We start from the raw sequence: 24,023 nt of genomic DNA on the forward strand, positions 1-24,023 counted from the left end.
AGTTGGGTACGAAGTCCCACCACTTCGTGTCCTATGTACGTGAGCTCACGCGCGCGTGCCCGTGAGCCAGGGAAGGGAACGGCCGCTGACTGTCCACGACCTCAACCAGCTCCTGCTCGTCTGCTCGCTCGTCCTGCTCTTCGCCGTCGTGGCGGTCCGGATCTCCTCGCGCAGCGGGCTCCCCAGCCTGCTGCTGTACCTGGGCATCGGCATCGCGATGGGCCAGGACGGCATCGGTGACATCCAGTGGGACAACGCCGAGCTGACGCAGGTCATCGGGTACGCGGCCCTGGTCGTGATCCTCGCCGAGGGTGGTCTGGGCACCAAGTGGAAAGAGATCGAGCCGGCCCTTCCCGCCGCCACCACGCTGGCCCTGTTCGGCGTCGCGGTGAGCGTCGGCGTCACGGCGACCGCCGCGCACTACCTGATCGACCTCGACTGGCGCCAGGCGCTCATCATCGGCGCCGTGGTGTCCTCCACCGACGCGGCCGCGGTCTTCTCCGTGCTGCGCAGAATCCCCCTGCCCGCGCGCGTGACGGGCACCCTGGAGGCGGAGTCCGGCTTCAACGACGCCCCCGTGGTCATCCTGGTCGTCGCCTTCTCGCACTCCGGGCCCATCGAGCACTGGTACGTACTGATCGGCGAGATCCTGCTGGAGCTGGCCATCGGCGCCGCGATCGGCCTCGCGGTGGGCTGGCTCGGCTCCTTGGGGCTGCGGCACGTGGCGCTGCCCGCCTCCGGCCTCTACCCGATCGCCGTCATGGCCATCGCCGTCGTGGCGTACGCGGCGGGCGCCCTCGCCCACGGCAGCGGCTTCCTCGCGGTCTATCTCGCCGCGATGGTGATGGGCAACGCCCGGCTGCCGCACTGGCCGGCCACCCGCGGGTTCGCCGACGGGCTCGGCTGGCTGGCCCAGATCGGGATGTTCGTCCTGCTCGGCCTGCTGGTCACCCCGCACGAGCTGGGCGACGACATCCTGCCGGCCCTCCTCATCGGCCTGGTGCTGACGATGATCGCCCGCCCGCTGAGCGTCGTGCTGTGCCTGACCCCGTTCCGGGTGCCGTGGCAGGAGCAGACACTGATGTCCTGGGCCGGACTGCGCGGCGCCGTCCCCATCATCCTGGCGACCATCCCGATGGTCGGCGGGGTCGAGGACAGCCGCCGGATCTTCAACATCGTCTTCGTGCTGGTCGTCGTCTACACCCTTGTGCAGGGGCCGACTCTGCCCTGGCTCGCCCGCAAGCTGCGGCTCGGCGAGGACGCGGAGGCCGCGGCCGACCTCGGCATCGAGTCGGCGCCGCTGGAGCGGCTGCGCGGGCACCTGCTGTCGGTGGCGATCCCCAAGGGCTCGCGGATGCACGGGGTCGAGGTCGCCGAGCTGCGGCTGCCCGCCGGCGCCGCCGTCACCCTGGTCGTGCGGGAGGGCACCTCGTTCGTGCCGCTGCCGACGACGGTGCTGCGACGCGGGGACGAGCTGCTCGTGGTCGCCACGGATCCGGTGCGGGACGCGGCGGAGCGGCGGCTGCGGGCCGTCGGGCGCGGCGGCAAGCTGGCCGGCTGGCTCGCGGAGGCCACGGAAGGCGGCGGCGGGCACGGGCGGCACCGGCACGGGCGTTGATCGTGGGGTCGTGCGGGCGTGGGGTCGTGGGGTCGCGTGCTCGTACGGGCGTGGGGTCGTTAAGGGGATGTTTCGTACCGTTCACACCCCATTCATTCACAGGCGCGCCGGCGTCTTGGTGCTCGTTTTCACAGGCGAACAAGCCCTTGATCCCTGTACGCTGAAGGCGCACCCTGATCGAACCAACTCTGCCTGACGCAGAGCTGGCGCGACCGTATGGCGGCCGGGACGTCCTTCGCAGTAGGCGCCGGTATCTACCGCACCGCGCAAGAGGACAGCTCTCGGCGCCGCCCCGCACCCGGGGGCCGCGCTACCAGGCGGCAGAAAGGCACGGGCCGTGGAATCCACGGTCACCACCGAGCCGTCGACGACCTCGCCGGCCTCCTCCCGCCCCGGATACGGACAGCTGCTGCGCACCCGCGGCGCCTGGACCTTCCTGCTCCCCGGCTTCGCGGCGCGTCAGCCGTTCGCGATGCTCACCATCTCCATCGTGCTGCTCGTGCAGCACACCACGGGCTCGTACGGCGCCGCCGGCGCGGCCGCCGCCGTCACCGGCGTCTCCATGGCCCTGTTCGCCCCCTGGAGCGGGCGCCTCGCCGACCGGTACGGGCAGCGTGCCGTCCTGATCCCCGGCGTGCTGGTGCACGCGCTGGCGGGTCTGACGCTGACGGCGCTCGCGCTGGCCGACGCCCCGCTGTGGGCGCTGTTCGTGGCGGCCGTGCCGACGGGCGCCTCGGTTCCGCAGGTCGGCCCGATGGTGCGGGCCCGCTGGGGCGTGAAGCTCCAGGGCTCGCCCCTGATGCCGACCGCCGCCGCCTTCGAGTCCGTCACCGACGAGCTGACCTTCGTCCTGGGCCCGCTGCTCGCCACCGCCCTGTGCACCACCGTCGACCCGGCGGCCGGCCTGGTCACGGAGGCCGCGCTGACCCTGGTGGGCGGTCTGCTGTTCGCCGCGCAGCGCTCCACCCAGCCCTCGGTCGCCCTCGACGGCCACGCGCGCGTGCGGCACGAGTCCGCACTGCGCATCCCCGGGGTGCGCGTGCTCATCGTGACCTTCCTCGGCATCGGTTCCGTCTTCGGCGGCATGCAGGTGTCGCTGGCCGCCTTCACCGAGTCGATCGGCGAGCCCGGCATGAACGGCGTCCTGTACGGCGTCTTCGCCGCCGGCAACATGCTGTCCGGCATCGCGTGCGGCGCCGTCGCGTGGAAGGCCGCACCGCGGCAGCGCCTCCTGTTCGGCTACGCCGCCCTCGCGCTCGCCGCGTCCGGACTGTGGGCCGCGCACTCGGTGCCGGTCCTGGCCGGTCTGGGTCTCCTCGTTGGCATGTGCATCGCGCCCGCCCTGATCACCGGCTACACGCTGGTGGACGGCCTGGTGCCGGCCGGCGCCCGCACCGAGGCGTTCACCTGGCTGACCGGCGCGGTGGCCCTCGGCCAGGCGGCCGCCGTGACGGTGGCCGGACAACTGGAGGACCGCTTCTGGCAGGGCGCCGGATTCCTGGTGCCCGCGGTCGGCACTCTGCTCGCTCTGGCCACCCTGGTGGCCCTGCGTTCCCGGCTCGCGACACGCCCCCGGAGCCGTACCGTCGCACGTGGCGTCGGTCACCGCGTGCCGGTGGCGGTGGACTGATCCCGCGGAATACGTCACTATGGACCGTCGTTAGCACTCATTGAGTGAGAGTGCCAGGAGGAAGACAGTGCCGACCTACCAGTACCAGTGCACCGAGTGCGGCGAGGGCCTCGAGGCGGTGCAGAAGTTCACCGACGACGCCCTCACCGAGTGCCCCAGCTGCGGTGGCCGCCTGAAGAAGGTGTTCTCCGCGGTCGGCATTGTCTTCAAGGGCTCCGGCTTCTACCGCAACGACAGCCGCGGCTCCTCGTCGAGCAGCTCGCCGGCGTCGTCGTCGAAGTCGTCGACGTCCACCGCGTCGTCGTCGGAGTCCTCTTCGTCGTCTTCTTCTTCGTCTTCGTCCTCGTCGTCGTCCTCCTCGGACTCGAAGTCCTCGGGCAAGGGCTCCTCGACGAGCAGCACCTCCGCCGCCTGACATCCGGCTTCAGGAACCCCGCCGTCACGCGACGGCGGGGTTCTCGGCGTCCCGCGGCCCGTCCGGCGGCCGACGGGCGCCCGCTACTGTGGCGGCATGGCGAACGCAGAGATCGGCGTAATCGGCGGGTCCGGCTTCTACTCGTTCCTTGAGGACGTGACCGAGGTCCAGGTGGACACCCCCTACGGGGCGCCCAGCGACTCCCTCTTCCTCGGTGAGATCGCCGGCCGGCGGGTCGCCTTCCTGCCCCGGCACGGGCGCGGCCACCATCTGCCGCCGCACCGGATCAACTACCGGGCCAACCTGTGGGCGCTGCGCTCGGTCGGGGTGCGCCAGGTCCTCGGGCCGTGCGCGGTGGGCGGGCTGCGCCCCGAGTACGGTCCCGGCACCCTGCTCGTCCCGGACCAGCTCGTCGACCGTACGAAGTCCCGCGCGGGCAGCTACTTCGACGGGCTGCCGCTGCCCGACGGCACGGTGCCGAACGTGGTCCACGTGTCGCTGGCCGACCCCTACTGCCCCGCCGGGCGGGCCGCCGCGCTGAAGGCGGCGCGCGGGCAGGACTGGGAGCCCGTGGACGGCGGCACCCTGGTCGTGATCGAGGGGCCGCGCTTCTCCACCCGCGCCGAGTCCCTGTGGCACCAGGCGCAGGGCTGGTCCGTGGTGGGCATGACCGGTCACCCCGAGGCGGCGCTCGCCCGTGAACTCGAACTCTGCTACACGTCGATGACCCTGGTCACCGACCTGGACGCGGGCGCGGAGACCGGCGAGGGCGTCTCCCACGACGAGGTGCTGTGGGTGTTCGCGGCGAACGTGGACCGGCTGCGGGGCGTGCTGTTCGACGCGGTCGCCGCGCTGCCCGCCACCGAGGAGCGGGACTGCCTGTGCACGTCCGCGCTGGGCGGGATGGACCCGGGGTTCGAGCTGCCGTAGTACGACCGGCCGGGGCGGAACCCCTCGTTCGGGTGTGGGAGTTGTCCACAACCGCGGAGTCCTCCACCGGCCGCGGCGGGCGGCGGCGCGAGGCCCCATCGTGGGTCTCGCAAGCCGATCCCTCGTGGCAGGTGGTTCCTCATGTCCTACGGTCCGACGCCTTCGTTCCTCTCCTCTTCAACCTCCCCCTTCTCTTCCTCTCCGTCACCCCGCCCGCTCGGCACGGACGCGCCCGCGACCTGCGAGGTGCCGCATTTCGCGCCGGTGCGGGTGCGCGGCGGACGGTTCGCGCTGCACCGGCTGGTACGGCACCGGCGGCGAGCCGTGGCCGCGGGCCTCGCCGTCACCGCCGCCGCCCTGGTCGCGGCGGGCCCCCGGGACACCGAGCGGACACGTGGGCATCCGGCGGCGGAGCCCGGCCGCGAGCGGCGCTCGGTGGAACTGGTGACGGCGCCGGTGCGGATCGCCGACGCGGCGACGGTCCGGCTGCTGCGGCCCGGCGACCGGGTGGACGTCATCGCGGCCGGTGAGCGGAGCACGGGCGGCGACGCGGAGGTGGTCGCGCGCGGAGTGCGGGTGTCGAAGGTGCCCGAGGCTCCCGGGGAGGCGGTCGACAGCGGCGCGCTCGTCGTGCTGACGGTGCCGCGCCCCCTCGCGGCACGGCTGGTGGGCGCGAGCGCCACGGCACGGCTGGCGGTGACCCTGTGCTGAACCGCATGATTCGCCTGATGCTTGACTGTCTGTCAAGTCGCCCTTTCGAGCGATGGAATTGGACAGGACGGCCCAGCCCTGACGTAGGTTGCGGAGCGGCCTGTTCCACCACTTGCGCGTACGAGGAGAGTCCCCGAGGTGAGCGAGAAGAAGGAACCCGGCATCCTGGACGGCTTCAAGGCCTTCCTGATGCGCGGGAACGTCGTCGATCTGGCAGTAGCGGTGGTCATCGGCGCCGCCTTCACCAACATCGTCAACTCGGTGGTGAGGGGCGTCATCAACCCGCTCGTCGGAGCGATCGGGACGCAGAATCTCGACAGTTACAGCTCGTGTCTGAAGGGCCCCTGCGAGAAGGCCGCGGACGGCACGGTCACCAGCGGCGTGATGATCCTCTGGGGCTCGGTCCTCGGGGCGACGCTCAGCTTCGTGATCACCGCGGCGGTCGTCTACTTCCTGATGGTCCTGCCGATGTCGAAGTACCTGGCCCGCCAGGAGGCCCGCAGGAAGGCGAAGGAAGGCACCCACGAGCTGATCGAGGTGACCGAGCTGGAGGTCCTCAAGGAGATCCGCGACGCGCTGGTCGCGCAGCGCGGCTCCGGGCGCAGCGAGAGTTAGCGGGGCACGGGGTCCGAACGCGGCACGGGGTCCGGGCCCGGCCCGAGTTCCGGAATCGGCACGGGGTCCGGACGTGCCGCCCGGCTCAGATGTGGTGGGGCGGCTTCTCGTCGAGGAAGCGCTTGAGATCCGCCGCGCTGTCACCGGTGCCGGCCGGCCGGTCGCCCCACCCGCGGTCCGTGTCGTCCGAGGACTGCTGGTCCAGCGGGTCGTCGAAGACGAGCGCGGCCTTGGGCTCGCGCGGCTCGGGGGCGGGGGCGTTGTCCATACCCCCAGGGTACGGCCCGCGCTGCACGACACTGGCCCCATGACTCTTGACGCATTGACCGACGTCGCCGGTGTGCGGGTCGGACACGCCACCCGCACCGGGAACGGCATGCTGACCGGGACCACCGTCGTCCTCGCGCCGGAGGGTGGCGCCGTCGCCGCGGTGGACGTGCGCGGCGGCGGCCCCGGCACCAAGGAGACCGACGCGCTCGACCCGCGCAACCTAGTGCAGAAGGTCGAGGCGATCGTCCTGACCGGGGGCAGCGCGTACGGGCTGGACGCGGCCTCCGGTGTGATGGCCTGGCTGGAGGAGCGCCGGCGCGGGGTGCGCGTCGGACCGGATCCGGCGCACGTGGTGCCGGTGGTGCCCGCGGCCTGCGTCTTCGACCTGGGGCGGGGCGGGGACTTCCGGGCCCGGCCGGACGCGGCGACGGGACGGGCGGCGGTCGAGGCGGCCTCGGCGAGCGCGCCGGGCACCGCGGTGCCTCAGGGCTGCGTCGGCGCGGGAACGGGAGCGGTGGTCGGGGCGCTGAAGGGCGGGATCGGCACGGCGAGCGTGGTGCTCGCGTCCGGGATCACCGTCGGCGCCCTGGTGGTGGCGAACGCGGCGGGCGACGTGCTGGACCCGGAAACCGGCGTCCTGTACGGCGAGTTGTTCCAGGGGCGGGTGGAGTACCCCGACGCGGGACGGCACGAGGAGGCACTCCGGTACCTCGCGCGGGCCGCCGAGCGCAACGCCCCTCCCCCGCTGAACACCACCCTCGCCGTGGTCGCGACGGACGCGGACCTCACCAAGGCCCAGGCCCAGAAGCTGGCCGGCACGGCACACGACGGCATCGCGCGCGCCGTACGGCCGGTGCACCTGCTCAACGACGGCGACACCGTGTTCGCGCTGGCCACCGGGGAGCGCCCGCTCGACGCGGCGAGCCCGCTCGCGCTGAACGAGGTCCTCGCCGCGGGCGCGGACATGGTGACGCGGGCCGTCGTGCGCGCGGTACGGGCCGCGGAGTCCGTGGACGGGCCGGGCGGGGTGTGGCCGTCGTACGGGGAGCTGTACGGGGGTGGCGGCACGCCCTGAAGGAGCGGACCGCCCGGAGAGGACCGCCCGGAGAGGACCGCCCGGAGAGGACCGCCCGGAGAGGAGTGCCCGGAGAGAAGCGCTCCGCCGAGCGCTCCGGCTCCGGCTCGTTCGTCACATCCGTCCCCGCCGCATCGCCGATTGTCCCGGTTCTGTCACGTGAGGGCGTTCACCGCGCACAGCGGGAACCCGACCCCTCACCGGTCCCCTCTCTCAGGACGCATCGGATCGGACCACGCACACCATGCGAACGGGGAGCAGACAGTGACTACGCCGGACAAAACAGCGCGGCGCGTGCTGGGAACCTGTGCCGCCCTGGTGGTCGGCGCCCTCACCCTCACCGCCTGCGGGGGCAGCGCCACCGCCAAGGACGACGGCAAGGGCGGCGACGGCTCGGGCCGGACGTCGGGGGCGACGATCGTGATCTCGGCGAAGGACGGCTCGTCCGGCGCGTCGATCAACTCGACCGGCGTGAAGGTCGACGGCGGCGATCTCACCGCCGTGACGATGACGGTGGCGGAGACCGGGCAGGCCGTGCCCGGCGATATAGCGGCGGACGGCGCCAGCTGGAAGCCGAAGGAGCAGCTGGAGCGCGGCACGAAGTACGAGATAGCGGCGAAGGCCAAGGGCTCGGACGGGAGGACGACCACCGCGGACTCCACCTTCACCACGGTCAGCACCGAGAACAGCTTCATAGGGACCTACACGCCGGACGACGGCACGACGGTGGGCGTCGGGATGCCGGTGTCGTTCACCTTCGACAAGGCGATCAGCGACAGGAAGGCCGTCCAGTCGGGCATCACGGTCACCTCCAGCAGCGGGCAGGAGGTGGTGGGCCACTGGTTCGGCGAGCAGCGGCTCGACTTCCGGCCGGAGGAGTACTGGAAGGCCGGCTCCAAGGTCACCCTGAAGATCGACCTGGACGGGGTCGAGGGCGCGAACGGCGTCTTCGGGGTGCAGCGCAAGACGGTGACCTTCACCATCGGGCGCTCCCAGGTCTCCACCGTGGACGTCAACACCCAGACCATGACGGTCGAGCGGGACGGCAAGACCCTCAAGTCGGTGCCGATCTCGGCGGGCAGCGCGGAGTTCCCGACGTACAACGGGCAGATGGTGATCTCCGAGAAGCTCAAGGAGACCCGGATGAACAGCCAGACGGTGGATCTGGCCGACGCCTACGACATCCCCGACGTGCCGCACGCGATGCGCCTGACGACCTCGGGGACCTTCCTGCACGGCAACTACTGGTACAACAAGGGCAACCCGCCGTTCGGGCAGCAGGGCACCAGTCACGGCTGCGTCGGGCTCCAGGACGTACAGGGCGCGCAGGGCGACACCACGGCGAAGTGGTTCTACGACAACTCGCTCATCGGCGACGTGGTGATCGTGAAGAACTCCCCCGACAAGTCGGTGGCACCGGACAACGGGCTCAACGGATGGAACCTGCCGTGGAGCCAGTGGACCGCGGGAAGTGCCGCCTGATCAGGGGCTTCTGACAGTGCGTCGGGCCGCGCGGGAACCATCCGCGCGGCCCCGGCGTTTTAGGTACGTACGTTTTCTCGGTTCGCGGACATGATGTCCGACCGAGGGGCTACGGTATGCACCCACAAGGTGACATGCAGCAACGCCGGGAGAAACCTTGAGCGTTCCGTACGAGACGGCAGCGTACGAATCCCATGGGTCGCCGGAGTCTCCGGAGGAGCACCTCGCGCGACTCCTCGGCCGCGCCCTGAACTCCTTCGAGCTGCCCGACGAGGTGATATGGCGGCTCGACTGCGCGCTGGCGCACGACAGTTCGCTGCACTCCGCGCACCACAGCGCGGGCCGGCACCGTGAGACGTACCGGCACACCTGGCTGCTCGCGGACGGCTCGGCGCTCACCCTGTGGGAGCTGGTGCACAACACCGCGCCGGACAGCGCGCCGCAGCACGAGGTGTACGTCGACGAGGAGGAGCTGCGGGCCGCGACCGCGCGTCTGCCCTTACCGCCGGACGCCCCCGACTTCGAGCTGCCGGTGATGGTGCAGCTCGCCCCGGTGCGCGCCCCGCGGCACACCTACGTGCCGGACGACTCCGCCGACCACGCGCGCCGCCTGCTGCGCCGCGCGGAGAACACCGACCGCCCGGGTCGGGCCACCGCGACCCTGCTGGCCACGGCGTTCGCGCACCAGATCACCCAGGCCTTCGGGCGCCCCTGCCGTGCGGGCCGCGCCGGGCTGTGCTTCTCGCTCTACGAGCACGCCTTCCTGCTGCGCGACGGCAAGGAGATCTCCCTGTGGGAGGTCGAGCACACGGCGACGCCGGACGGGCGGCACCGGTGCGAGGTGTACGTCAGCGAGGACGAGGCCCGGGAGGCCATGGAGCGGCGCGCGGGGCAGATGTCGTAGCGGGCCGGCCCCGCCAGGGGGTCAGCGGCCGTCGCTGAGCTGTCGCACCAGGCCCGCGAACGCGTCCTGTTCCGCCGGTGTGAGCTGTACCGACTCCAGGTGCGGGCCCGCCTGCCGCTGCTGCGGAAGGCCGGACAGGGCCGGGTCGATGGTCGGGCGGGTGGCCTCGGGGCGGCAGGCGCGCAGGACGCGGGCCAGGCCGATCACCCAGGCAACGGTCAGCAGGGCGAGCAGACCCACGCCCACCAGCTGGAAGATCGAGACGTCCTCAGGCATGCGGCCCAGTACACACCACGGTCCGGGACTTTGACCCCGGACCGTGACGTATCTCGCAGGTGCCGTGAACCACGCACAGCTTCCCAAGTTCCCCCATAGGGGCGCTTACGGGCGACATGGCCCGGGCGACATGGGAGGGCCCCGCACCTTCCGGTACGGGGCCCTTGCTCCAGCCTGGGGGTCGGGGGGGGCGGTCAGCCCACCGGGACCGGCTCGCGGGTCTCCTCCGGGTCGGCGTGCGGCTCCGGCTCCCCGGCGCCCTCGACGTGCTGCGCCGGCTTGCGCGGCAGGGCGAACATCAGCAGGAAGATGACACCCATCACCGCCGCCACCCAGCCCAGCGCGTGCTGGAAGGCGTCCGCGAAGGCCGACCCGACCACGGCCCGGGCACCGGACCCGGCACCCGCCTCCGAACCGCTTCCAAGACCGCCGAGCCGGTCGTCGAGCACCCCGAAGAACACCACCGACACCAGCCCGAGCCCGAGCGCGTTCCCCATCTGCTGCACGGTGTTGATCAGCCCGGACGCCGAACCGGCGTGCTCCCGGGGCACCTCGGAGAGGATCGCGTCGGTCAGCGGGGCGACGATCAGGCCCATGCCCACGCCCATCACGACCAGCGGCAGCGCCATCTGCCAGGGCTCGATGCCCAGGCCGTACCGCTCCGACTCCCAGATGTAGAGCAGGACTCCGAGCCCCAGCACCAGCGCGCCCGCCTGGAGCACCTTGCGCCCGAAGCGCGGCACCAGCTTCTGCACCGACAGCCCCGCCGCCACCGAGACCGCGATCGAGAACGGCACCCCGGTCAGCCCCGCCTTCAGCGGGCTCCAGCCCAGACCCATCTGCATGTAGAGCGTCCACACCAGGAAGAAGATCCCGAGGCCCACCCCGAACACGGTCTGCACGGCGATGCCGGCGGCGAAGCTCTTCACCCGGAACAGGGACAGCTCGATGAGCGGGGAGCCGTCCCGCGCGGTCTTGCGCCGCTCGTACGCCACCAGCACCGCGAGCACGACCAGCGCGCCGGCCATGGACAGGTGACCCCACAGCGGCCAGCCCAGCTCACGGCCGCGGGTCAGCGGGTAGAGCAGCATCAGCAGGCCGAGCGTGACCAGGGCGACGCCCACCAGGTCCAGCCTCGGGGCCCGGGTGGCCTTGGACTCGGTGATGAAGCGGCTGCCGAGGATCAGGCCCGCGATGCCGACCGGCAGGTTGATCAGGAAGATCGGGCGCCACTCCAGACCGAAGAGGTTCCACTCGGTGAGCAGCGCACCGAGCAGCGGGCCGCTGACCGCGCCGAGCCCCACGACCGCGCCGAACAGGCCGAACACCTTGCCGCGTTCGTGGGCGGGGAAGGTGGCGTGCACGATCGACAGGACCTGCGGCACCATCAGGGCGGCCATCGCGCCCTGGAGGATGCGGGAGGCGACGAGCATCTCCGGGTTGGCGGCGAAACCGCACAGCGCGGAGGCGACCGTGAAGCCGCCGATGCCGATGAGGAACAGCTTCTTGCGGCCGTGGATGTCGCCCAGCCTGCCGCCGGTGATCAGGCCCGCGGCGAAGGCGAGCGCGTAGCCGGCCGTTATCCACTGGATCTGGCTCTCGGTGGCGCCCGCGGTCTGCGTGATCGACGGAATGGCGATGTTGACGATCGTGACGTCGACGAGGTCCATGAAGGCCGCGGTCATCACGATCGCCAGGGCGAACCAACGGCGCTTGTCCGCGGCGGAGGACGCCGGGGCGGGCGCGGAGGCCCGGTCGGAGGTTTCGAGGTGAGGCTCGCTGGAGGTCATGGGAAGAACCTATGGCCCCAATAGGTCAGATCGTGTCCTAGTAGTACGGCATCCTCGGATCCATGACCACTGACACTCCGGCCCGGCTGCTTCAGCTCCTCTCCCTCCTCCAGACGCCCCGCGAATGGCCCGGCGGCGAGCTCGCCGACCGGCTCGGGGTGTCCCGGCGCACGGTCCGGCGGGACATCGACCGGCTGCGTGAACTCGGCTATCCGGTGCAGGCGACCATGGGCTCCGACGGCGGCTACCGGCTCGTCGCGGGCAAGGCGATGCCTCCGCTCGTCCTCGACGACGAGGAGGCCGTCGCCATCGCGGTGGGGCTCCGGGCGGGCGCCGGGCACGCCGTGGAGGGCGTGGACGAGGCGTCGGTGCGGGCCCTCGCCAAGCTGGAACAGGTGCTGCCCGGCCGGCTCCGCCACCGGGTCGCCACCCTCCAGGCCGCGACCACCCCCCTGACCAGCGGCGACGGGGCGAGCATCGCACCGGAGACGCTGACCGTGATGGCCTCGACGGTGGCCGGTCACGAGCGGCTCCGGTTCGCCTACCGGGCCAAGGACGGCACCGAGTCGCGCCGGGTCACCGAGCCCCACCGGCTGGTCTCCACCGGCCGCCGCTGGTACCTCGTCGCCTACGACCTCGGCCGCGACGACTGGCGGACGTTCCGGGTGGACCGGGTGAGCGAGCCCTTCGCCACCGGCGCCCGGTTCGCCCCGCGCGAGCTGCCCACGGGCGACGCGGCCGAGTACCTGCGGCAGTCGATGTACCGGCGGCAGGAGACCTACGAGTTCACCGTCACCTTCGCCGCCCCCGCCGAGTCCGTCGCGGCCCGCGTCCCCCAGTGGCTCGGGACGCCCCAGCCGATCGACGCCGACACCTGCCGGCTGCACGCCACCACCGGGGACGCCGTGGAGTGGATGGCGGTACGGCTGGCGATGGTCGGCTACGACTTCACGGTGCACGAGCCGGAGGAACTGGTGCGGCATGTGAGGGACTTGGGCGCGAGGCTGAGCAGGGCGGCGGCGGGCGGCTGAGCCTCCGCCGCGGGAGGCCGCAACGGAGCACCACGGGACGAACGGGGCGCCGGGACACCGGGGCGCCGGGACACCGGGACACCGGTCAGGGCGCCTTCAGGCCAGCTTCCCCCAGGCGATGCCCCGCAGCACGGCGAGATTCCGCAACGCCAGTGCGGCAGGCCCCTGTTCGCTCTCCGGCCGGGCCTCTCCGGCCGCCCAGGACTCCACGGCCACCCGCACCGCGGCGGCGGCCACGGCTGCCGCGAACCGCAGTTCGGGCGCCAGGGCAACGTTGTCGTCGGCCTCGCCGGCCGCGGAGTCCCCCGTACCGAGACGCTCCGCCAGCACCTCCGCCAGGGTCCGCTCGGAGTCGTGGCAGACCTCCGCCCACACCTTGCCCAGAGCGGGGCTCGAAGCGGCGAGGCGGATCAGGGTGCGCACCCACGCCCAGGAGGACGCCGAGACACCGACGCCGGGCGTCAGGGTGTGGCGTACGGCGTGCTCCAGGGCCTCGGGGAGGGACAGTTCCGGGGGTGCCAGCCGCACCGCGCGGGCCCAGCGCTCGGCGCCGGCGGCGTAGAGGGGGGCGACGGACTCCTCCTTGGTGGCGAAGTACCGGTAGAAGGTGCGCGGGGCGATACCGGCGGCCTGGGCGATGTCCTCGGCGCGGGTGGCGCGCAGGCCCTGCCGGACGAAGAGGGCGGCCGCCGCGCGGGCGATCTGCATACGCGTCTCCGCCTTGCGCCGCTCCGTCAGGGACAGCGGTGCGGCGGAGTGCGGTGCGGCGGGGTGCGGTTCGGGGCCGGAGTTGGGGCTCGGGGTGGGACTGCTCACGTTCGGCAGGCTATGCCCATGTGACACAATCTGCCATCCGCGGGCCACCCCGGGGTTCAGGTACGGGGTGGCCCGCTTCCCAGCATGCCCGGGCCCGTCGAGGCCGCCCGTACAGAAGGAGCCGGACCCCGGCGCCCAGGGGGGGGGGAGGGCACCGAAGTCCGGCTCTCGGAGGGTCCCGGCGCCGGGGGGGTACCGCGACGGGACGTGGTCCATATGAAGGGCCCGCGAGGGGGGATCGCCGACCGAACTCCTGGACCCTGAAAGGTTGTTCCCAGGGCCCCGGGGGTTGAAGCGGCGTTGGACCGCCATACTTTGCGCGGTCTTTGGCCACCCGGCGTGCGCGGCCGAAGCCCCGCACGCCCCGCGGCCCTCACCGCGCACGCCCCGCCCGTCAGGCCGCCGCGTCGAAGCCGGTCTGGTGGGCCAGCTTCTTCAGCTCCAGCAGCGCGTGCTTCTCGATCTGCCGGATGCGCTCGCGCGTCAGCCCGTGCTCCTTGCCGACCTCGGTGAGCGTGCGCTCACGGCCGTCCTCGATGCCGTACCGCATCTTGATGATCGAGGCGGTGCGCTGGTCGAGGCGGCCGATCAGGTCGTCCAGTTCCTCGCTGCGCAGGAGGGTCAGCACGGACTGCTCCGGGGAGACCGCCGAGGTGTCCTCCAGCAGGTCGCCGAACTGGGTGTCGCCGTCGTCGTCCACCGACATGTTCAGCGAGACCGGGTCGCGGGCCCAGTCGAGGACGTCGGCGACGCGCTCCGGGGTGGAGCCCAGCTCGGTGGCGATCTCCGTGTGCTCCGGCTCGCGGCCGTGCTCACGGTTGAACTCGCGCTGCACGCGCCGGATCCGGCCCAGCTCCTCCACCAAGTGGACGGGGAGCCGGATGGTCCGGGACTGGTCGGCTATCGAGCGGGTGATCGCCTGGCGGATCCACCAGGTGGCGTACGTGGAGAACTTGAAGCCCTTGCGGTAGTCGAACTTCTCCACCGCGCGGACCAGGCCGGCGTTCCCCTCCTGGACGAGGTCCAGCAGCGGCAGTCCGCTGCGCGGATAGCGGCGGGCGACGGCGACGACGAGACGGAGGTTGGAACGGATGAAGACGTCCTTGGCGCGCTCCCCGTCGGCGATCAGCGCCTCCAGCTCCTCGCGGGAGGCGTCCGCCTTGGACTCCTCGTACCCGTCGAGGACCTGTCGCGCGAACACACCCGCCTCGATGACCTGGGACAGCTCGACTTCCTTGGCGGCGTCGAGCAGCGGGGTGCGCGCGATCTCGTCGAGGTACATGCCGACCAGGTCGCGATCGGCGATCTCGCCGCCATGGGCGCGAACACTGTGTGCCGCGTCGGACGTCCCGCCGGTGGCGGACTTACGACGGGCGACGGCACGGGTTGCCATGCGTGCTCCCTTGCGATGGTGGGCTGGCGGGTGGTCCTTGGTTGCCCGGCACTCTGCTCGGGTGCCCTGCATCCGATGGAAACAACGACTGGAATCAGGACAGAATTCCCAACCCGTCCCTCTATTTTTCTGATCATGCAGTACCCTGTGCCGCCGCACAGTGCGGGGCGGCATCGGCAGCGGCCACGGAGGCGCAGGTCAGGACCTGGGTCGCAGGTCTCTCCGGACCTCTCGGATACCCCCGCGATCCCCGCACATGCGAGACGCCCGTCACATGCGCGAGCACCCTTCACGCCACCCCCGCCCGCTCTCCCCACCGGAAAGACGGACCGCGCGGCCGGATGGTTGCCAGGGAGTACGACCTCACAGGCAACGCACATCACCCGCCGGGTCGGGCGCCCCCGCGCACGTGCGGCTCAGCCGAACTGCACCGACCGCTTCGCCAGGCCCATCCAGAACCCGTCGATGACCGACTTCTGCGCGTCCAGTTCGCCGCCCGCCTCCGCCGCGCCCATGGTCACGAACAGCGGGGCGAAGTGCTCGGTACGCGGGTGGGCGTAGCGGCCGGCCGGGGACTTGCCCAGGAAGTCCAGCAGGGCGTCCCAGTCGTGGTCCTCCAGGGCCCGCCGGCCCCAGTCGTCGAACTCCGCCGACCAGGCGGGGATGCCGCCCTGGCGCAGGGCGGCCAGGTTGTGGGTGAAGAAGCCGGAGCCGACGATCAGCACGCCCTCGTCGCGCAGCGGCGCCAGCCTGCGGCCGATCTCCATCAGCCGGACCGGGTCGAGGGTCGGCATGGAGATCTGGAGGACGGGGATGTCGGCGGACGGGAACATCTCCACCAGAGGGACGTACGCGCCGTGGTCGAGCCCCCGGTCGGGGATGTCCTGCACCGGCGTGCCCGGGGCGCGCAGCAGCTTGCGCACGGACTCGGCGAGCGCGGGGGCGCCGGGCGCCGGGTAGGTCACCCGGTAGTAGTGCTCGGGGAAGCCCCAGAAGTCGTAGACCAGCGGGACGGTCTCCACCGCGCCGAGGGCGAGGGGGGCCTCCTCCCAGTGCGCGGAGACCATGAGGATCGCCTTGGGGCGGGGCAGGTCGGCGGACCAGGCGGCCAGCTCGCCGGGCCAGACCGGGTCGTCGGCGAGGGGCGGGGCGCCATGGCTGAGGTAGAGCGCGGGCATGCGTTCCGGGGCGGTGGCGGTCATGACGGCGGCTCCCTCTGAGGCATTACTTGAAGTCTAAATCTCTACGTCAGGATAAGCCCCCTTTGGTTTAAGTTTCAAGGAGACTGCTCGTACAGTGGAGCCATGAACACGGCACCCGCACCCGGCCCCTCCCCCGCATCCGGCCCCACCGAGGAGCCCCGCTGGCTCAGCGACGGGGAACAGCGCGTCTGGCGTTCGTACCTCCAGGCCACGACGCTGCTGGAGGACCACCTGGACCGTCAGCTCCAGCGGGACGCGGGCATGCCGCACATCTACTACGGGCTGCTGGTCAAGCTCGCCGACTCGCCGCAGCGGCGGCTGCGGATGACCGAGCTGGCCATGTACGCGAAGATCACCCGCTCCCGTCTCTCGCACGCGATCGCGCGGCTGGAGAAGAACGGCTGGGTGCGCCGCGAGAACTGCCCCTCGGACAAGCGCGGCCAGTTCGCGGTCCTCACCGACGAGGGCCACGCGGTGCTGGAGCGGACCGCGCCGGGTCATGTGGCCGCCGTACGCGGCGCGCTCTTCGACCGGCTCACCCCGGAACAGCAGAAGTCCCTCGGCGAGATCATGCGGATCGTCGCCGAGGGACTCGAACCCGACGAAGCGGGTGCGGACCTGCCCTGGCTCCGCTGAGCCGCTCACTCAGCGGGGCCGGGGCAGGTCCCGGGTCGTACGCACGGGGCGTCCCTTCCCCGTACGTACGGGTCCTACCGGGGTGCCGAAGGGGTACGGGCGGTCGTCAGTGGGCGACGACCGGGACCGGCAGCTCCTCCTCGGCGCCGTCGGACGAGGCGACCGGCGTGCTGCCCGGCTTGCCCGCGTTGACGAAGGTGAAGGCGATGAGGGAGGCGGCGACCAGGATGCCGACGGCGAACCAGATCGCGCTGGTGTAGCCCTCCACCATGCCCTCCAGCTGGACCAGCTGCTGCTGGGAGCGGGTGGCGGCGCCGCCGATGTGGTCGGCGACGTAGGACGTGGTGGCCGAGGCGGCGATCGTGTTCAGCAGCGCCGTACCGATCGCGCCGCCCACCTGCTGGGAGGTGTTGACCATCGCGGAGGCGACACCGGAGTCCTGCGGCTTGACGCCCGTGGTGGCCAGGGACATGGCCGGCATGAACGCCGTACCCATACCGAGGCCGAGCAGCAGCATCGCCGGGAGCAGCAGGGCGGCGTAGGAGGAGCCGATCTCCAGCTGGGTCAGCAGCAGCATGCCGACCGCGGCGAGCAGGAAGCCGGGGCCCATCAGCAGCCGCGGCGCGACCCGGGTCATCAGGCGGGTGCCGATCTGGGTCGAGCCCGTGATCATGCCGACGATCATCGGCAGGAAGGCGAAGCCGGTCTTGACCGGGGAGTAGCCCTTCACGATCTGCAGGTAGTAGGTCAGGAAGAGGAACAGACCGAACATGCCGATGATGGCGAGGCCCAGCGAGAGGTAGATCCCGCCGCGGTTGCGGTCGGTGACCACGCGCAGCGGCAGCAGCGGGGCCTTCACCTTGGCCTCGACCGCGACGAACGCTGCGAGCAGGACGCCGGAGGCGACGAACATGCCGATCGTCACGGAGTCGCCCCAGCCCTCGGACTCGGCGCGGGTGAAGCCGTAGACCAGCGCGACCAGACCCAGGGTGGAGAGGATGACGCCGGGGATGTCGAGCGGCGAGCGGTTGCGGCCGCCCTCGGGCTCACGGATGACGTACCAGGCACCGGCCGCGGCGACCACGGCGAACGGGATGTTCACGAAGAACGTCCAGCGCCAGTCCAGGTACTCGGTGAGGAATCCGCCCAGGATCAGACCGACGGCACCGCCACCACCGGCGATGGCGCCGTAGATGCCGAACGCCTTGGCGCGCTCCTTGGCGTCCGTGAACATCACGGCGAGCAGGGAGAGCGCGGCGGGCGCGAGCAGGGCGCCGAAGACACCCTGGAGGGCGCGGGCGCCGAACATCATGGCCTCGTTGGTGGCGGCGCCACCGAGCGCGGAGGCCGCGGCGAAGCCGGTCAGACCGATGACGAAGGCGCGCTTGCGGCCCCACAGGTCGGCGATACGGCCGCCGAACAGCAGCAGACCGCCGAAGGCGAGGGCGTAGGCCGTGACGACCCACTGCCGGTTGCCGTCGGAGATGCCGAGGTCCTGCTGGGCGGAGGGCAGGGCGATGTTCACGATGGTGGCGTCGAGCACGACCATCAGCTGGGCGAGCGCGATGAAGATCAGCGCCTTCCAGCGGTTGGAGTCGGGGACTCCGGGAGCCTTGACGGCTGTTTCAGACATGGGGGTACCCACTTCGGGACTTCGTGACGGAAAAGCGTTACGGAAATACGTGTGGCTAAGGGGAGGGGCAGGAGGAGGAGAGGAGGTATGTGAAGAAGACGGAACCTGACACCTTTGTCAGGCGCCGGAACGGCTCATGACTCCCGGAGGTCCTCCAGGGTTACGGCCGTGCCCGGCAGCGCGGAACGGGCCGGGGCCCGCAGTCCGTCCAGGAACAGCTGAAGATGACGGTGGACGAAGCGGTCGGCGCTGAGGCAGCCCGCGCCGGCCGGGGGCCTGCTGAGCTGGGCCACGGCGACCATGAGGTCACCGACGCCGACGTCCGCGCGGAGCTGCCCGGCCGTCCTGGCGCGTTCCATGACCATCGCGACCATCCGCTCGGCGCGCTCGCGCGCCGCCTCCAGGTCGGGGTGGTTCTGGTCGAAGGTGCTGGAGATCATCGGGCACAGCGCGCTGATCCGCTCGTCGGCGGCGCTGTGCACGAAGCGCTCCAGTGCCTCGAAGGCGTCGCCGTTCTCCGCGAGCGCGGTCTCGGCGGCGGCGACCGTCCGGTCCATGACCGAGCAGACGACCTCGCGGACGAGGGCGTCCCGGTCGGGGAAGTTGCGGTACACCGTGGCGTTGCCGACTCCGGCACGGCGGGCGATCTCGTCGAGCGGGACGTCAGGGCCGCACTCGACGAACATCTCCCGGGCGGCGGTGACGATCCGCTCCCGGTTGCGCAGGGCGTCGGCGCGCGGCCGGGTCACCTTGCGCTGCGCGGGAAGAGCGGTCTGCACGGCGTACTCCTTCTCTGCTGAGGTTCTCTGGTCCTGCTGAGGTTCTCTGGTTCTGCCGAAGCCTTCCGGCTCTGCCGAAGCCTTCCGGCTCTGCCGGAGTTCTCCGGTCGCGATCCGGGGAAGCTCTCCCCGTTTCGCGCGAACACTGTTCTAAACGGGGAGACGCTCCCCGGATATTTCGAGTTGAGGGAAAGACTTCCTGTGACCTGAGTCACACCCCTGTCCGGTGCCACGTTCGGGCTCTCCCAGCGCGCGCCCGCGCCCCCCTCGGCCGAGGGTGATCGCAAGGGTGCAGCCAAGCCGGCGGCTGCCGAGGACGAAGGGCCCCGTGCATGCAGCCGTCCAGCCGTCGGATACGTCCCCGTCGTGCCGCCGCCCTCGCCTCCGTCGCCGCGCTGACCTTCGCCGTCAGCTCCTCGGCCGGATCAGGGACCCTCTCCGCGGGCGGCACGACGGCGAAGGCGGGACCCATCTCGCTGTCCCGCAGCTCGGCGCTCGGCCCCTGCATGATCACCGGTGGGCCTCAGGTCCAGATGTCGGAGAGCGTGCCCACCACCGGCGGCTACGCCCGCTCCACCGGCACCGTCCGGGCCCTGACCCTGATGATCGACTTCTCCGACGCCCGCGGGTCCGGCCGCGCGCTGGACCGCTTCGACGAGTTCTTCCCGCAGACCCAGGACTGGTTCCGCACCAGCTCCTACGGCCGTCTCGACTACCGCACCGAGACCCCGATCACCGGCTGGCTGCGCATGCCGAAGCCCTTCGAGGAGTACGGCATAGAACGCGGCGCCCCCTTCGACCCCGGCTACCGGGACCTGGTCCAGGACATCGTGGCAGCGGCCGACCCCGAGGTGGACTTCAGGCGCTACGACTTCGTGAACGTCCTGGTGACACCGAACGCCGGCCCGTCCGCCCTGGACACGGTCCTGTCCGTGACCTTCGCCGGCAACAGCGAGGCCCCGACGGCCGACGGCGTCCCCGTCGCGAACGCCTCCTTCGTCTACTCCCGCCAGGACGACGGCTCCGGCACCTACGACCGCACCGGCTACCGCGTCCTGCCCCACGAGAACGGCCACGTCTTCGGCCTGCCCGACCTCTACACCCAGGAGGGCGGGGGCGCGGTCGGCCACTGGGACATCATGAGCGAGGACTGGGGCGCCAACAACGACGTACTGGGCTGGCACAAGTGGAAGCTCGGCTGGCTGGACCCGTCCCAGGTGCGCTGCGCGACGGCACCCGGGACGACCGAGTACACCCTCACACCGCTGGCCCGTCCCGGCGGCCCGAAACTGGTCTTCGTCCCACTGGACGCCCGCACCGGCTACGCCGTCGAGCTGCGCACCCGCGAGGGCAACGACGAGACGGTGTGCCGTCCCGGCGTGCTCATCTACAAGGTCGACGCGGACGTGGACACCGGCCAGGGCCCGGTACGCGTCTACGACAGCCGCGGCGACAGCGGCGGCTGCACCCGCAGCCCGAACGTCCACGCGGAACTCTCCGACGCCCCGTTCACCCCCGGCGAGGCGTTCAGGGACCCCGCCAACGGAATCCACATCGCGGTGGCGGCGAAGCTTTCGGGGGATCATGTGGTGCGGGTGAGCCGGGGGTAGTGCGGGGCGGGGCGGGGTGGTTGGCCGGGGCCGGTCTACGGTGGACGGGCCGCCTTCCGGGTCCGCGGTCCGCCGGTGGTCGTCCGCGGTCCGCCGGTGGTCGTCCGCGGTCCGCCGGTGGCTGCCCGCACCGTCCGCCGGTGGTCGCCCGCGGTCCCTGGGTGGCCGTCCGCGGTCCCTGGGGTGGCCGTCCGCCGTCCTTCGGTGGTCGTCCGCCGTCCCTGGGCGGTCGTCCGTAGTCCCTCGGTGGTCGTCCGCCGTCCCTGGGCGGTCGTCCTTAGTCCCTCGGTGGTCGTCCGCCGTTCGTCGTACCGGAGAACCGATGCCGTCCCCGCACCTCACCGCCACCCCTCCGCCCGAGGCGGTGACCCCGCTGATCAGAGGGGTCGCCGTGCTGCGTGAGCTGTCGGAGGCGGGCGGGGCGATGAGCCCGAGCGGGCTGGAACGCGCCACGGGCCTGGCCCGCTCCACCGTCGACCGGATCACCTCCACCCTCGCCCGCATGGGATACGTCCGCCTCGACGGCCGGGACGCGGTCCTGACCCCCCGCCTGATGGAACTGGGCAACGCCTGCCTGGCGGCCCTGCGCCTGCCGGACCTCCTCGCCGGGGAGGCGGACGCGCTCGCCGACGAACTCGACGAGTCGGTCTCCCTGGCGGTGTCCGACGGCGACGGCATCCGCTTCATCCACCAGGCGACCCGCCGCCGGGCGATGTCCCTGAGCTTCCGCATCGGCGACCTCCTGCCCGCCGAACGCACCGCCCCCGGACCGCTGTTCGCCACGGAGTGGACGGACGAGGAGTGGCGCGCCTGGCGCGAGCGCCGGGACCGGGACCCGGAGGACCGGGACTTCCCCGCCGTACCCCATCGGCAACACCCTTTGCGGGACGCGGAGTTCGCGGAGTGGGTGACCCGAGCCGGGGAGAACGGCTTCGCCCTGGACGACCAGTTGATCGAACCGGGCCTGGTGGCGCTGTCGGTACCGGTACGGGATCCCGGCACGCTGCGCATCGCCTGCGTGGCGAGCGTGGTCAGCCACACCAGCCGCCACACCGCGGCGGACCTGCACGGGACGCTGCTCCCGCGCCTCAGGCGGGCGGTGGCGGCGATGGAACAACGGCTGCGCACGGCACCGCCCCCGTCCACTCCCCCGCCGCCCTCGGCGCTGGCCGCCTGGACGGGCGCGTCCAAGCAGGAACTGGGCCGCGACTTCGTGGAATCCCTGGCCCGCGGCCTGACCGTACTGACGGCCTTCGGCGAGGGCCGGGACCGGCTGACACTGACGGAGGTGGCCCAGGCGACGGGCCTGGCGAGGGCGACGGCCCGCAGATCCCTGATCACCTACGAACACCTGGGCCTGATCACCCGCCCCGACGAGCGCACGTACGCCCTGACGCCGAAGGTCCTCTCCCTGGGCTTCCCCCCGCTGTCCCGGACCACGCTCCCCCGGCTGGCCGCCCCGCACCTGGCGGACCTGACGGCGACGATCCGGGAATCGACGTCCCTGGCGATCCTGACCCCGGACGCGGAGGAGATCCAGTACACGGCCGGAGCGACGGCCCCCGGAGTGATGAGCGTGACCATCACCCCGGGCACACGGGCCCCGGCCCGTCGTACGGCCCTGGGCCAGATCCTCCTCTCCCCCACGGACACCACCCCCACCCACGTCCTCCTGGACGAGGAACAGGAGAGGGGCCTGCGCACGATCGCGGTCCCGATCCGCCCCGCCGACGCCTCCCGCCCCGTCGCCGCGGCGTCGGTGTCGATGCACGCGGCGCGCCACACCCGGGAGGACTGCGAGGAGAAGCTCCTCCCGGCCCTGCGCGACACGGCCCGGGCCATCGAATCCGACCTCAGGGCAGCCTCCCGCTTCACCCACGTCCCGACGACCTGACCCGACCCCGGCCTGATCCGGTACCCTGACGCCTGTGACCCCACGGGGCCACCGTCCGCCTTCGTGGGGCTTGTAGAAAACTCCGTCACCGCAGGTCAGCAGGTGGCCAGGAGATTGCTGCGGAACGCACACGCGCCGCTCCGGAAACGCTTAGCTGATCGCTGCAGGTCAGGGCACATCCTCGGTCTCACTGTCCAACGTTGCAGCATCAGCTGCCGGACGACGTCGTTGCAAGCGGCTCACTTCAAAGAATGGCTTCGTTTTTCTCGGCTTCATTCCTTTCCGGCTCACCGAGGGCGTATGGCCCGATTACGGCCGATGCTCAGGGCATGAGGACCGCATTCCGAAATAAGTCGCTGCACACCGCCCTGGCTGTGATCGATCGCGAGGAGCGTGTACTGCTGTGCAGAGTTCATGGTGACCCCTCGTGGCGGCCGGTCGCCTCGCGGGTAATCCGCCTCGGGCCTTCACGGTTCTCTGTCATTCATGTTCTGGACTCACTCTTCTCGCACTGGTTCCTTGCGCGTACTCCGGTTGCCGGACGTTACAACCCGCTACCGAAGCGAGACAGGCTGGATGAATCGACGCACATCTTTGTAGTCCGTCGCAGCAAAATGAGATCGATCAGTCTTCGTGCCCGCGCACGTGTCGTCACGAACGTCGATTACGCCTGGCATCCGTTGGCGAATGTCGAGGACGAGGAATTCGATGTACACCCGCGCGAGCTCGGCCCGTTCCTCCGTGGATATATCGAAGGCTGGATTCCTGACGGCGTCATCACTCTCGTCGAATGACGACTCGCACAACCAAGGAGTATGCCTCGTGACAAGTGCTCAGCATCGGCTCCAGCCCCCAGGCCGCGGACCGCTGCGGCTGGAGATCCGGACGCTTCTGGCGGCGGCCGGGCTACCGGAGGCGGACAACGACGACCGTTACCGCGCCCACGGCGTCGTGGTGACCGATCGCGGTGAGTCAGTCGGCGTGGAGTGGTTCGCCACTCGTAGTCTCCGCCGTGCCGCGGCCGACGAGCAGCTACGGGGCTGGCCCATGGGCCCGGCGGATCGCGCGCAGGAAGCCGCCCGGCGTCATCTCCACGCGGTCTTGTTCGGCATCCTGACGGAAGTGGGGGACCTGGTGGAGGCTGATCCGCCTGACACTCCGGGCGCTTTGTCCGTTCGAGCCGGCAGGGTCATCACACCCGCGACGTTGGCCGCGGACATCCGGCGGATCCTGGCAGACCTTCGCGGCGCCACGGACGCATGAGAGGACTCCGGGCTATCACCCTCGTTGGAATAAACCCGGTCAGCGTGACG

Annotated in this window: 23 protein-coding genes; 15 read left to right on the forward strand and 8 right to left on the reverse strand. The window is 71.5% G+C overall.

Going from position 1 to position 24,023, the window contains the following annotated elements:
• The first annotated feature begins 55 nt into the window (after window positions 1-55).
• The 6 genes from AB0E07_RS03905 to mscL all read left to right on the forward strand — a co-directional run bounded on the left by AB0E07_RS03905 (window position 56) and on the right by mscL (window position 5,919).
• The gene (locus tag AB0E07_RS03905) at window positions 56-1,618 is read left to right on the forward strand and encodes a potassium/proton antiporter (protein ID WP_362246095.1); all 1,563 of its coding nucleotides are present in this window, start codon (window positions 56-58) and stop codon (window positions 1,616-1,618) included.
• A 337-nt stretch (window positions 1,619-1,955) separates the two neighbouring features.
• Complete coding sequence (locus AB0E07_RS03910; protein ID WP_362246097.1) at window positions 1,956-3,248, forward strand: MFS transporter; 1,293 nt, start codon at window positions 1,956-1,958, stop codon at window positions 3,246-3,248.
• 67 nt (window positions 3,249-3,315) lie between these two features.
• A complete protein-coding gene (locus AB0E07_RS03915) occupies window positions 3,316-3,663 on the forward strand; it encodes an FmdB family zinc ribbon protein (RefSeq protein WP_362246099.1) in 348 nt (115 codons plus the stop codon).
• A gap of 96 nt (window positions 3,664-3,759) precedes the next feature.
• A complete protein-coding gene (locus tag AB0E07_RS03920) occupies window positions 3,760-4,593 on the forward strand; it encodes an S-methyl-5'-thioadenosine phosphorylase (RefSeq protein ID WP_362246101.1) in 834 nt (277 codons plus the stop codon).
• Between the two features lie 141 nt (window positions 4,594-4,734).
• Window positions 4,735-5,304, forward strand: a complete 570-nt coding sequence (locus AB0E07_RS03925; RefSeq protein WP_362246103.1) for a hypothetical protein — start codon at window positions 4,735-4,737, stop codon at window positions 5,302-5,304.
• Window positions 5,305-5,442: 138 nt separating this feature from the next.
• Complete coding sequence (gene mscL / locus AB0E07_RS03930; RefSeq protein ID WP_362246106.1) at window positions 5,443-5,919, forward strand: large conductance mechanosensitive channel protein MscL; 477 nt, start codon at window positions 5,443-5,445, stop codon at window positions 5,917-5,919.
• 85 nt (window positions 5,920-6,004) lie between these two features.
• On the opposite strand, the gene AB0E07_RS03935 is transcribed toward mscL, so the two are convergent.
• Window positions 6,005-6,187, reverse strand: a complete 183-nt coding sequence (locus AB0E07_RS03935) for a hypothetical protein (protein ID WP_362246108.1) — start codon at window positions 6,185-6,187, stop codon at window positions 6,005-6,007.
• Window positions 6,188-6,226: 39 nt separating this feature from the next.
• Between AB0E07_RS03935 and AB0E07_RS03940 the strand changes: the two genes are divergently transcribed.
• The 3 genes from AB0E07_RS03940 (at window position 6,227) to AB0E07_RS03950 (ending at window position 9,650) form a co-directional block, all read left to right on the forward strand.
• Window positions 6,227-7,264: a P1 family peptidase gene (locus tag AB0E07_RS03940; protein WP_362246110.1), complete on the forward strand. Its 1,038-nt coding sequence runs from the start codon at window positions 6,227-6,229 to the stop codon at window positions 7,262-7,264.
• 264 nt (window positions 7,265-7,528) lie between these two features.
• Complete coding sequence (locus AB0E07_RS03945; RefSeq protein WP_362246112.1) at window positions 7,529-8,746, forward strand: Ig-like domain-containing protein; 1,218 nt, start codon at window positions 7,529-7,531, stop codon at window positions 8,744-8,746.
• 157 nt (window positions 8,747-8,903) lie between these two features.
• Entirely contained in the window at window positions 8,904-9,650 is a 747-nt protein-coding gene (locus AB0E07_RS03950) for a DUF6227 family protein (RefSeq protein WP_362246114.1), read from the forward strand.
• Window positions 9,651-9,671: 21 nt separating this feature from the next.
• On the opposite strand, the gene AB0E07_RS03955 is transcribed toward AB0E07_RS03950, so the two are convergent.
• Window positions 9,672-9,926: a hypothetical protein gene (locus AB0E07_RS03955; RefSeq protein WP_362246116.1), complete on the reverse strand. Its 255-nt coding sequence runs from the start codon at window positions 9,924-9,926 to the stop codon at window positions 9,672-9,674.
• A gap of 194 nt (window positions 9,927-10,120) precedes the next feature.
• Window positions 10,121-11,716 (reverse strand): MFS transporter, encoded by a 1,596-nt coding sequence (locus tag AB0E07_RS03960; RefSeq protein ID WP_362246118.1) that lies wholly within the window; start codon window positions 11,714-11,716, stop codon window positions 10,121-10,123.
• A 62-nt stretch (window positions 11,717-11,778) separates the two neighbouring features.
• On the opposite strand from AB0E07_RS03960, the gene AB0E07_RS03965 reads away from it, so the two are divergent.
• Entirely contained in the window at window positions 11,779-12,747 is a 969-nt protein-coding gene (locus tag AB0E07_RS03965) for a YafY family protein (protein ID WP_362246120.1), read from the forward strand.
• A 96-nt stretch (window positions 12,748-12,843) separates the two neighbouring features.
• Here AB0E07_RS03965 and AB0E07_RS03970 read toward each other — a convergent pair whose 3' ends face one another.
• The 3 genes from AB0E07_RS03970 to AB0E07_RS03980 form a co-directional block, all read right to left on the reverse strand.
• Window positions 12,844-13,455: a TetR family transcriptional regulator gene (locus tag AB0E07_RS03970; RefSeq protein ID WP_362246814.1), complete on the reverse strand. Its 612-nt coding sequence runs from the start codon at window positions 13,453-13,455 to the stop codon at window positions 12,844-12,846.
• Window positions 13,456-13,957: 502 nt separating this feature from the next.
• On the reverse strand, window positions 13,958-14,956 hold the full coding sequence (locus tag AB0E07_RS03975; RefSeq protein WP_362246122.1) for a sigma-70 family RNA polymerase sigma factor: 999 nt from the start codon (window positions 14,954-14,956) through the stop codon (window positions 13,958-13,960).
• A 416-nt stretch (window positions 14,957-15,372) separates the two neighbouring features.
• Window positions 15,373-16,158, reverse strand: coding sequence for a class III extradiol ring-cleavage dioxygenase (locus AB0E07_RS03980; protein ID WP_362246124.1), 786 nt, complete (start codon window positions 16,156-16,158; stop codon window positions 15,373-15,375).
• Window positions 16,159-16,260: 102 nt separating this feature from the next.
• Between AB0E07_RS03980 and AB0E07_RS03985 the strand changes: the two genes are divergently transcribed.
• Window positions 16,261-16,794 carry a MarR family transcriptional regulator gene (locus AB0E07_RS03985; protein WP_362246126.1) on the forward strand — a complete coding sequence of 178 codons (534 nt, stop codon included), beginning with the start codon at window positions 16,261-16,263 and terminating at the stop codon, window positions 16,792-16,794.
• Window positions 16,795-16,900: 106 nt separating this feature from the next.
• Here the strand turns inward: AB0E07_RS03985 and AB0E07_RS03990 are convergent, their stop codons facing one another.
• A complete protein-coding gene (locus AB0E07_RS03990) occupies window positions 16,901-18,427 on the reverse strand; it encodes an MFS transporter (RefSeq protein ID WP_362246129.1) in 1,527 nt (508 codons plus the stop codon).
• A gap of 134 nt (window positions 18,428-18,561) precedes the next feature.
• On the reverse strand, window positions 18,562-19,206 hold the full coding sequence (locus AB0E07_RS03995) for a helix-turn-helix domain-containing protein (protein WP_362246132.1): 645 nt from the start codon (window positions 19,204-19,206) through the stop codon (window positions 18,562-18,564).
• Window positions 19,207-19,538: 332 nt separating this feature from the next.
• Here AB0E07_RS03995 and AB0E07_RS04000 point away from each other — a divergent pair, with 332 nt between their 5' ends.
• The 4 genes from AB0E07_RS04000 (at window position 19,539) to AB0E07_RS04015 (ending at window position 23,973) form a co-directional block, all read left to right on the forward strand.
• Window positions 19,539-20,816, forward strand: a complete 1,278-nt coding sequence (locus tag AB0E07_RS04000; RefSeq protein WP_362246134.1) for a M6 family metalloprotease domain-containing protein — start codon at window positions 19,539-19,541, stop codon at window positions 20,814-20,816.
• A 322-nt stretch (window positions 20,817-21,138) separates the two neighbouring features.
• Window positions 21,139-22,710 (forward strand): helix-turn-helix domain-containing protein, encoded by a 1,572-nt coding sequence (locus AB0E07_RS04005; protein WP_362246136.1) that lies wholly within the window; start codon window positions 21,139-21,141, stop codon window positions 22,708-22,710.
• Between the two features lie 200 nt (window positions 22,711-22,910).
• Window positions 22,911-23,504 carry a hypothetical protein gene (locus AB0E07_RS04010; protein WP_362246138.1) on the forward strand — a complete coding sequence of 198 codons (594 nt, stop codon included), beginning with the start codon at window positions 22,911-22,913 and terminating at the stop codon, window positions 23,502-23,504.
• A 28-nt stretch (window positions 23,505-23,532) separates the two neighbouring features.
• Entirely contained in the window at window positions 23,533-23,973 is a 441-nt protein-coding gene (locus tag AB0E07_RS04015; protein ID WP_362246140.1) for a hypothetical protein, read from the forward strand.
• The last annotated feature ends 50 nt before the right edge of the window (window positions 23,974-24,023 follow it).

This window comes from Streptomyces sp. NPDC048002, assembly GCF_040653275.1.
Classification (GTDB): Bacteria; Actinomycetota; Actinomycetes; order Streptomycetales; family Streptomycetaceae; genus Streptomyces.

What these genes read in the sequence shown, in the direction of transcription:
- AB0E07_RS04000 (WP_362246134.1), top strand. Translation starts at nt 19,539, where the DNA reads ATGCAGCCGTCCAGCCGTCGGATACGTCCCCGTCGTGCCGCCGCCCTC.
- AB0E07_RS03935 (WP_362246108.1), bottom strand. Translation starts at nt 6,187, where the DNA reads ATGGACAACGCCCCCGCCCCCGAGCCGCGCGAGCCCAAGGCCGCGCTC.
- AB0E07_RS04005 (WP_362246136.1), top strand. Translation starts at nt 21,139, where the DNA reads ATGCCGTCCCCGCACCTCACCGCCACCCCTCCGCCCGAGGCGGTGACC.
- AB0E07_RS03970 (WP_362246814.1), bottom strand. Translation starts at nt 13,455, where the DNA reads ATGCAGATCGCCCGCGCGGCGGCCGCCCTCTTCGTCCGGCAGGGCCTG.
- AB0E07_RS03940 (WP_362246110.1), top strand. Translation starts at nt 6,227, where the DNA reads ATGACTCTTGACGCATTGACCGACGTCGCCGGTGTGCGGGTCGGACAC.
- AB0E07_RS03975 (WP_362246122.1), bottom strand. Translation starts at nt 14,956, where the DNA reads ATGGCAACCCGTGCCGTCGCCCGTCGTAAGTCCGCCACCGGCGGGACG.
- AB0E07_RS03980 (WP_362246124.1), bottom strand. Translation starts at nt 16,158, where the DNA reads ATGACCGCCACCGCCCCGGAACGCATGCCCGCGCTCTACCTCAGCCAT.
- AB0E07_RS03960 (WP_362246118.1), bottom strand. Translation starts at nt 11,716, where the DNA reads ATGACCTCCAGCGAGCCTCACCTCGAAACCTCCGACCGGGCCTCCGCG.
- AB0E07_RS03985 (WP_362246126.1), top strand. Translation starts at nt 16,261, where the DNA reads ATGAACACGGCACCCGCACCCGGCCCCTCCCCCGCATCCGGCCCCACC.
- AB0E07_RS03955 (WP_362246116.1), bottom strand. Translation starts at nt 9,926, where the DNA reads ATGCCTGAGGACGTCTCGATCTTCCAGCTGGTGGGCGTGGGTCTGCTC.
- AB0E07_RS03925 (WP_362246103.1), top strand. Translation starts at nt 4,735, where the DNA reads ATGTCCTACGGTCCGACGCCTTCGTTCCTCTCCTCTTCAACCTCCCCC.
- AB0E07_RS03920 (WP_362246101.1), top strand. Translation starts at nt 3,760, where the DNA reads ATGGCGAACGCAGAGATCGGCGTAATCGGCGGGTCCGGCTTCTACTCG.
- AB0E07_RS03990 (WP_362246129.1), bottom strand. Translation starts at nt 18,427, where the DNA reads ATGTCTGAAACAGCCGTCAAGGCTCCCGGAGTCCCCGACTCCAACCGC.
- AB0E07_RS03965 (WP_362246120.1), top strand. Translation starts at nt 11,779, where the DNA reads ATGACCACTGACACTCCGGCCCGGCTGCTTCAGCTCCTCTCCCTCCTC.